This window comes from Terrabacter sp. 2YAF2 (genome assembly GCF_052114705.1).
In the GTDB taxonomy this organism is placed as follows: Bacteria; Actinomycetota; Actinomycetes; order Actinomycetales; family Dermatophilaceae; genus Terrabacter.
In genome coordinates this window covers 1-5315 of record NZ_JBFRFG010000042.1, presented here as the reverse complement: position 1 = coordinate 5315, position 5315 = coordinate 1, and the positions used below count along the sequence as shown (strand labels likewise).

Annotated in this window: 8 protein-coding genes; 4 read left to right on the top strand and 4 right to left on the bottom strand. The window is 66.5% G+C overall.

Annotated elements, in window-relative coordinates:
• Positions 1 to 524 (top strand): IS30 family transposase (locus AB4030_RS22275; RefSeq protein WP_442281383.1); only part of this gene is annotated, 524 nt, incomplete at its 5' end.
• Positions 525 to 1233: 709 nt separating this feature from the next.
• Here AB4030_RS22275 and AB4030_RS22270 read toward each other — a convergent pair.
• Positions 1234 to 1338: an excalibur calcium-binding domain-containing protein gene (locus AB4030_RS22270; RefSeq protein ID WP_442281385.1), complete on the bottom strand. Its 105-nt coding sequence runs from the start codon at positions 1336 to 1338 to the stop codon at positions 1234 to 1236.
• Between the two features lie 617 nt (positions 1339 to 1955).
• Positions 1956 to 2078 (bottom strand): hypothetical protein, encoded by a 123-nt coding sequence (locus tag AB4030_RS22265; protein ID WP_442281382.1) that lies wholly within the window; start codon positions 2076 to 2078, stop codon positions 1956 to 1958.
• A gap of 293 nt (positions 2079 to 2371) precedes the next feature.
• On the opposite strand from AB4030_RS22265, the gene AB4030_RS22260 reads away from it, so the two are divergent.
• Positions 2372 to 2875 (top strand): recombinase family protein, encoded by a 504-nt coding sequence (locus AB4030_RS22260; protein WP_442281381.1) that lies wholly within the window; start codon positions 2372 to 2374, stop codon positions 2873 to 2875.
• Positions 2876 to 3149: 274 nt separating this feature from the next.
• On the opposite strand, the gene AB4030_RS22255 is transcribed toward AB4030_RS22260, so the two are convergent.
• Complete coding sequence (locus AB4030_RS22255) at positions 3150 to 3362, bottom strand: hypothetical protein (RefSeq protein ID WP_442281380.1); 213 nt, start codon at positions 3360 to 3362, stop codon at positions 3150 to 3152.
• A gap of 809 nt (positions 3363 to 4171) precedes the next feature.
• Between AB4030_RS22255 and AB4030_RS22250 the strand changes: the two genes are divergently transcribed.
• Positions 4172 to 4444: an ANTAR domain-containing protein gene (locus tag AB4030_RS22250; RefSeq protein ID WP_442281384.1), complete on the top strand. Its 273-nt coding sequence runs from the start codon at positions 4172 to 4174 to the stop codon at positions 4442 to 4444.
• A gap of 147 nt (positions 4445 to 4591) precedes the next feature.
• On the opposite strand, the gene AB4030_RS22245 is transcribed toward AB4030_RS22250, so the two are convergent.
• A complete protein-coding gene (locus AB4030_RS22245; protein ID WP_442281379.1) occupies positions 4592 to 4774 on the bottom strand; it encodes a YdeI/OmpD-associated family protein in 183 nt (60 codons plus the stop codon).
• Between the two features lie 272 nt (positions 4775 to 5046).
• On the opposite strand from AB4030_RS22245, the gene AB4030_RS22240 reads away from it, so the two are divergent.
• A partial coding sequence (locus tag AB4030_RS22240; protein ID WP_442281340.1) for a hypothetical protein occupies positions 5047 to 5315 on the top strand: 269 nt, incomplete at its 3' end.

Genomic DNA, 5315 nt, shown 5'->3' with positions numbered 1-5315 from the left:
CGGTCCACGAGCGACCGTTTCCGCCCGAGGACCGGTCCGAGGCTGGGCACTGGGAAGGAGACCTGATCATCGGAAAGGACCAGCGCTCGGCGATCGGCACGCTCGTGGAGCGCACGACCCGGGTCCTTCGGCTGCTGCACCTTCCGTACTGGGACAGCGACGCCTTGCATGCAGCGTTGTCAGCGCGGATGGGCGACCTGCCGCCGGCGCTGCTGCGCTCGATCACCTGGGACCAGGGAGCCGAGATGGCGGCGCATCTGAGCATCACGCGGTCCTTAGGGACACCGGTCTACTTCTGTGACTCCCACTCCCCGTGGCAGCGCGGCTCGAACGAGAACACCAACGGCCTGCTGCGCGACTACTTTCCGAAGGGAACCGACCTGAGCGTGCACACCGAGGCGCACCTGCTCGCCGTCGAGAACGAGCTCAACAACCGACCCAGGATGGTCCTGCTTGACCACACCCCAGCCCACCTCTTCTCTGCACTGCTAGCCTCCGAAAGTCCGTCCATGTTGCGAAGTTGACTAGAACCCGCCCTGCCGTCACGGGGTCAGTTTTCAGCTGCCGTCGACAACGTGTTGGTCTGCCGCCACAGCCGACTCGCGGCGGAAGGACGCGCCTTCTGACCAACTCTTCAACGACCGGATCGCGACAGATTTGCAGGGGCGTCGCCATCCGTCATCTGGGTGTCTCGGAAGACACTCGTCTCAAGGATGGCCAAGCCGGATCTCCCTTGCCGAGACGTGGCAGGTGTCGCGGGCGGTGCAGAACTGACGCCCGAGCTCCTCGAGACCGCCCCCTGTAATGACCGGTTAGCAAGAGAAGGGAGCCGCAGGGACGCGCCCTTCAGCGAGGCTCGGCTCGGGCGAGTCCGAGGCAAGGATGGTTGACGCCTGACGCAGGCGCTGACGGCGACCTCCGCAGCGGGCTCGCTCGCGCTGCCGCGCACAGCGGACAATTGTTGTCCCAACGGCCATGCCCCTCCGGTCCGGGAGGACACGATCCTGGGCACGCTTTCTGCGGGTCACGGCGCGGCCCTCGGGCGGCTGGCCGAGAGATGGGTACGCCTCGGGGCCGAGGACTCGCGGCCCGCTGACGCGTAGCCTCGAAGCGAGGGGCCCGCCCTAGCACCCCCCCTGCCAGGGTGGGCCTCTCGCGAAGCGAGTCAACACGTGGGGTGTCGGCACTTTGCTCGTCGCTGGTCTCTGGAGCTTTGTGTCCGGGCGCGGGTGGCTACTCGCAGGCGATGCCGTCGCCATCCCGGTCGAGCTTGCGGGAGTATCCGGCTCGCCAGCACGGATCGGGGCAGCGCCGGGGGCGGCGTGCGGGGCGGCCCAGGCCGTGGCAGCGCCGGCCGCGATGGTGTTGAGCAGGGCGGTGCCGATGGAGCCGCCGACCTGCTGGGAGGTGTTCAGCATGGCGGAGGCAACTCCGGCGTCGTGGGGGTGGACGCCGTAGGTGGCCAGGTTCATCCGTGGGCTGACGGTTCTACGGTTGATCCATGCGGACAGTTAGGCAGTGGTGGCGACGGACGTGGGCGGGCTGGTCCGATCGGGCAGCGAGGGCTGTCGTGGCGATGGCGGAGGAGCAGTGGGAGTCTGAGGCGAGGATGGCGCAGCTGCGGCAGCGACGGTAACGCGCGCCAGGCGGGCATCAGTCCGCGGGAATACCTCGAGTGTGATCGCTGGTCAGAAGTGCCCGCCGATGATGTTCGGCGTCCCTTCCGTGAAGCCGCCCGGATCGTCCTTTCCGCATCGGGTGCAGCGGCGGAACTGCCCACCGGTGGGAGCATGCTCGGTCCGCCACTTGTGGTGGAGATTGAGGCGACAGAGCAACGGCTTGCGCGATCGTGCGCCTGCAGCGGTCATGTTCTACTCCGATCCACCCGGCCGCGCCTGCACCGGCGTTGCGGTTCCTATCAGGAACGGATCTTCAAGTGCTGGGTCATGGTGCGGCTACGACCAGGGGTTGTGGGCCTTGTCGCGCATCTGCTTGGTCCACCGCAGCTCCTGAGCCCCGCAGCGCTGGCAGACCAGCATGTCCTTGTCGCCGGGCTTGGTGCGGAACATGTGCCCCATGACCCAGCAGGGGAGGTTCCGAACTTCACCTTCTGAGTCTCCTCCGCGGACTGGGGCTGCGCAGTGCTTTCTGTCGGTGCCGTGGTCGCCCGCTGTGACGCCCGTTGCAACTTTGAGGACCGACGATCCTCGGCACGGAGCGCTCCGAGGCTGCGTCTCGTTGCATTTCTCGAGTTGTTGTGCGAAGGCGTCCCCAGTTAACCGGGGCCGCCAGGGCCGCTGCTGCCGACGATGTGTCCCCACCGCGAATCGGGCTTGCTATCGCCGAATTCGAACCCCAGCCGATAAGACCTGTGACTCGCTCGCGGTACATCTTCACCGACAAAGCCCTCGGCACGCTCGAGCACCGCCCCTCCCTCGACGCCATGCTCAACCAGCTCCGACCAGGAGACACCGTCGTGGTGTGGAGGCTCGACCGGCTCGGCCGCAGTCTGCGCCACCTCATCGACACCGTCCAGAAGCTCGAGCCCCGGGGCGTCGCCTTCCGAAGCCTCACCGAGAGCATCGACACCTCCACCCCGGGCGGCAAGCTCATCTTCCATGTCTTCGGCGCTCTCGCCGAGTTCGAGCGAGACCTCATCCGGGAGCGCACCATGGCCGGCCTCTCGGCGGCCCGTGCACGTGGACGCCACGGTGGCCGGCCCACTGTCTGGACTCCTGAGAAGCTCAAGGTCGCCCGCAGCATGTACGAGAGCCGTGAGCACGACATCGCTGCCATTGCTCGCGTCGTCGGCGTCAGCCGAGCCTCGGTGTACCGGGCGGTGGCACAGCGGAACACAGAAGAACTCTCATCTTAAGAACTGGCCGGCTCCTATCGTCCTCGGGCGAGGGAGCCGGCCAGGCGCTCCTTTTCCGCGTTCCCAATGATTGCGCTCCCTCGCGAAGGCCAGCGTCAGTCGGCGAAGACGCCGTCCTGTTGGTCGGGGAGGCGAGCCCCGCCTTGGGGCAATTCTCGGTGGCGCGGGTATGGTCACGCGGGTCAGGTAGATGGACAAGAAGATGACCGCAAGGAACGGCGGACTGGTCCATGCCGTTGCCCTCCCCGACGTTTGCGGAGCGCCGGGGCCGCGCTCAGGTTACAAGGTTGATCGAGACCCGAGCAGGCTTAGCGGCGTGGACCGCCCAGGCGATGCACTGGACGAGCGTGGCGGCGTCTGGGCCGAGCTCGCTCGAGATCAGGACGTCCCGCTCATCTACACACATCCACGCGGCGCGCCAGAGGTCCACGCCGCCCTCACGGCGTTCGATGAAGACCTCCCCGGTCCCGTCCTGTGGTCGAGTCATCGGGTTTCCCTCGCTGCAGACGCGAGTGCGCTCCCAGTCCTCAGACGTGGGGACATGAGCGTGCCAGTCCTCACCGAAGAACTCTTGTGGATGGAAGCGCGTGAACGAATTGCACGTCCGGGCGTGGCTGGGGTGGGCGGGCGCGTTCGTGACCTCGTCACCCTCGGCCCCGGAGGAGTGATCCCGTCCGCTGATCGTCATGCCCCGCCCCCTCTTCGTCCCCGAGACCGGCCACCACCTAGGCAACCTATATGACGTGACTCTGACTACTGACTGTGAAAATTGTGCGAGACGGCTGAGCAGGGATCCGAGGGATGCCCAGGATGAGCGCGGAACCCACCCGTTGCCAGTCGGGGCAGGGGTCGGGCTGCAGGAGGGCACGCGGGACGGTGACGTGCTACTCATGACAGGGGTGACAGTCGCAGCAAAGGGTCAACGCCCCGCTATCTCTATCGTCGATCATGCCCCCGGCACGTGCATGCTGTTCGTGAACAATCCCGGCTGCTCGGCCCTGGGCCGTGCAGAAGTCGAGGGGTGCGTTCAGTTCTCGACGACGGCCTGCGCACGCGTTCGTGCACCAGCGAGGATGGTGCGCACCGGGACACAGTGCTGATCGGCTCTTTTGCGCGCCTGCCGCGGCTACGACGTCTTGATTCTCAGTTGAGCAGACAGCTGAGGCTTCCGTCTTACCGTTGCAGGAGCGGCGCGATGACAACCACCCCTCCCCCCCCGCATCCGAGTTCACGCGTGCGGCTGCAGTGCCTGCTGCACAGGGGTCTCTGACGGAGACTGAGGCGTTCATCTTGGAGATGCTCGAACGGCTGGACGCCGCCGATGCGAAAGCAGAGCATCTCCAGCTCGCCTTGGCCCACAGTCGAGACATCGGAGCGGCAGTAGGCATCTTGATGGCGCAACACAAGCTGCAGCAAGCCGATGCGTTCGATTTGCTGAGGCGAACGAGCCAGGACCAGAACCGCAAGCTCTACGAGCCGACGTTGGCGTTCGTGAGCACCGGCGAGCTTCCCGACGCTGACCGGCACCGACCCACTCGCCCGTACGAGCTACGTCGGGGGCGCCGCTAGGGCTTGACCCTTCGGGCTGCCACACTTCGCGCCGAACTCACCGCGACGCCGCCCTCGGGAGCGAGGTGTGGGCGGCGCAGGTTGGTCCTGGCAGGCGGATGACCTGCGAGCGCAGCCACTTCCAGTGCGGGCCAGTTCCCTACGGGGTCACCGCTGCTTGCCGGTCACGAACAAGGCGACGGCCTTGTCGATGCGTCGCCGCCGGGTCTCAGGTGACTTGGCGGCGTTGATGGTGTCCACGTGATAACGCTGCACACTGTTGGACAGTCCGTCGAAGAACTGTCGAGCTGGCACGCGTTCCTCCATCGCCGCCGCGAAGTCAGCGGGCACCTGGACTTCCCGCGGGGACTCGGCGACTTTCAATGTCACCGAGATCGGGTCACCGCCCTTCAACCCAGTCGCGGCGCGGACCGCGGCACGGACGCCGATCAGGTGTTGACCATCAGAGCTGCGCGATGGAACCGGAGGGCCACTGCGATTGCGCAGCCACCCGGTCCTCCCGAGGAGGTTTAGCTGGTCTTTGGGGTCCTTCGCAAACCGAGCGACGCTGGGAAACCTAGCAATTGCCTTCCGACACCGGGATGGAGAGGATCATGTGAGGTGTGGATACTCCTGAAGGGCTCGCGGCCTTCCACGTCAAGACCGCGGTGGCGGTGGCAAGACTCGACGAGGGTCTCGGCCCCGGCGACGAGCCCTTCCGTTCGCTCGTGATCAACGAACTTTCGACGGCCGCGCCGTCCCCCTACGACTCGGACGCGCTGCTGGACCAGCTGATTCGAGCCGACAACCCGATGAGGGCCCTGGCAGCGGCGCTCGCGGCATCGTACTCGGCGGCCGCGTCGGAGGCCTGCTCCATGATCGTCGACGAGGC

Excerpts from the sequence above, each read along its gene's own strand:
- AB4030_RS22265 (WP_442281382.1), bottom strand. The coding sequence starts at position 2,078 with ATGGGGCACATGTTCCGCACCAAGCCCGGCGACAAGGACATGCTGGTC.
- AB4030_RS22255 (WP_442281380.1), bottom strand. The coding sequence starts at position 3,362 with ATGACTCGACCACAGGACGGGACCGGGGAGGTCTTCATCGAACGCCGT.
- AB4030_RS22250 (WP_442281384.1), top strand. The coding sequence starts at position 4,172 with ATGCTCGAACGGCTGGACGCCGCCGATGCGAAAGCAGAGCATCTCCAG.